Genomic DNA, 2,055 nt, shown 5'->3' with positions numbered 1-2,055 from the left:
GGCCCGGATCAGCGAGGCGTCGCCACCCTGCCCGGCCCCGCGCGGCACCCGGGTCAGCGCCACCAGCAGATCGGTGCGCTGGTCGCCCTCGGGCGAGCGGCCGAAGATGTGCAGCCCGTCGCGGATCTGCATCTCCTTCAGCTCGCACAGGTGGTTGTCGATCTGCGCCAGGGCGGAATCGGACTCATCGCCCGGCTTGACGCCGCAATCCTGGTCGAGGCCGGAGCTCCGGGCAAGGTCGAGGATGCGGTCGCGCAGATGCGCCAGCCGGCGCGGATCCATCCCCGCCGCCTCGTAATACTCGTCGACCAGCGCCTCCAGGTCCTTCAGCGGGCCGTAGCTCTCGGCCCGGGTCAGCGGCGGCGTCAGGTGGTCGATGATGACAGCAGCAGTGCGGCGCTTGGCCTGCGTGCCCTCGCCCGGATCGTTGACGATGAAGGGGTAGAGATGCGGCACCGGGCCGAAGGCGGCCTCCGGGAAGCAGTCCCGCGACAGCGCCAGCGCCTTGCCCGGCAGCCACTCCAGGTTGCCGTGCTTGCCCATATGCACGATCGCCTGGGCGCCGAAGCCCTGCCGCAGCCAGGCGTAGAAGGCAAGGTAGCCGTGCGGCGGCACCAGCGCCGGGTCGTGATAGGTCGCCTGCGGGTCGATGTTGTAGCCGCGCGCCGGCTGCACGCCGATGACGACATGGCCGAAGCGGTGGACCGCCAGCCGGAAGGCATCGCCCTCGACGAAGGGATCGGCCTCGGGCTCGCCCCAGCGGGCCGTCACCGCCGCGCGCACGGCATCGGGCAGGCCGGCGAAAAAGGCGCGGTAATCGGCCAGCGGATAGGCCTCGCCGCCGGCGCGGTCGGCGCGGGCCGCCAGCGCGTTGGTCGGCCCGGCCGTCACCCGCGCCATCAGATCCGCCGCATCCGCCGGCACATCCGCGACGGCGTAGCCGGCCGCCGCCAGGGCGCGCAGCACCTCGACCGTCCCGGCCGGGGTGTCGAGCCCGACGCCGTTGCCCAGCCTGCCGTCGCGGTTCGGGTAGTTGGCCAGGATCAGCGCGATCCTGCGATCGGCTGCCGGCGTCCGCCGCAGCCCGGTCCAGGCGGCGGCGAGATCAACCACGAAATCGATGCGGTCGGCCACCGGGCGGTAGGACACCACGGTGCATTCGGTCAGCGCGTCCCAGCGCGCCTCCGACTTGAACGATACGGCGCGGGTCAGCACCCGGCCGTCGATCTCGGTCAGGGCGACATTCATCGCCAGGTCCTGGGCCGACAGGCCGCGCGTGCCGTCGCGCCACGCCGCCTCGCCGCCGCCGGCGAACACCACCTGCAGCACGGGGCAGTCCGCCGCGTCGAACGGCGTCGGCTGGGTCGGGCCGCCGGGGCTGGAGACGGCGAAGCTGCTGGCGTTGAGGATCACCGCCGGCGGGTGCCGGACGAAGGCCTCGGTGACCAGTTCGGCCGAGACCGTGTCCTTCAGGCTGGAGACGAAGATCGGCAGCGGATTCAGCCCGCGGGCCTGCAGCGCCGCGACCAGCGCATCGACCGGCGCCAGGTTCCCCGCCTGCACCAGCGCCCGGTAGAAGACGATGCCGATGACGGGGGTTGTGCCTGCGGCCTCAGAGTCCTCCCGACCGCTTCCTTTTTGAGTCCCCCCTCCCCCTGCGGGAGGGGGTAGGGGGAGGGGTTTGTCGATCGAAGGACTCGATGGCGGTCGTCCTATCGCGGTGTTCGGCTCTCGCGGCGAGAACCCCCTCCCCCTACCCCCCTCCCGCGGGGGGAGGGGGGACTCGTTTGGGAATGGCGCTGGCTGCTCATTCCACCGCCCGGCGATCTCCGCATAGGACGGGTGGCGCAAATCCGGCCAGTACAGGCCGGCGCGCAGCAGCGGCCGCGGTTCGGCCCAGGGCAGGTCGCGGCCGATCAGCGTCGCGGCATAGGCCAGGAAGCCGCGGGCGTTCTCGATGCCGCCTTCGACCAGATAGCGCCACAGCCGGCCCCGCGCCTCCTCCGGCAGGGTCGACAGCGCATCGAGATCGCCATCCGGCTTGTCGTCGCCCGG

Annotated in this window: 1 protein-coding gene; it reads right to left on the bottom strand. The window is 72.3% G+C overall.

Translation table 11 applies throughout. The features are described 5' to 3' along the window. The coding region (locus AC3XYG_RS00935) for a cobaltochelatase subunit CobN (protein ID WP_489137935.1) at positions 1-2,055 on the bottom strand (2,055 nt) is incomplete at both ends.

The organism is Inquilinus sp. (genome assembly GCF_057815775.1).
Note: the sequence above shows the minus strand (reverse complement) of the source record. Positions and strands in the feature narration are given on the sequence as shown.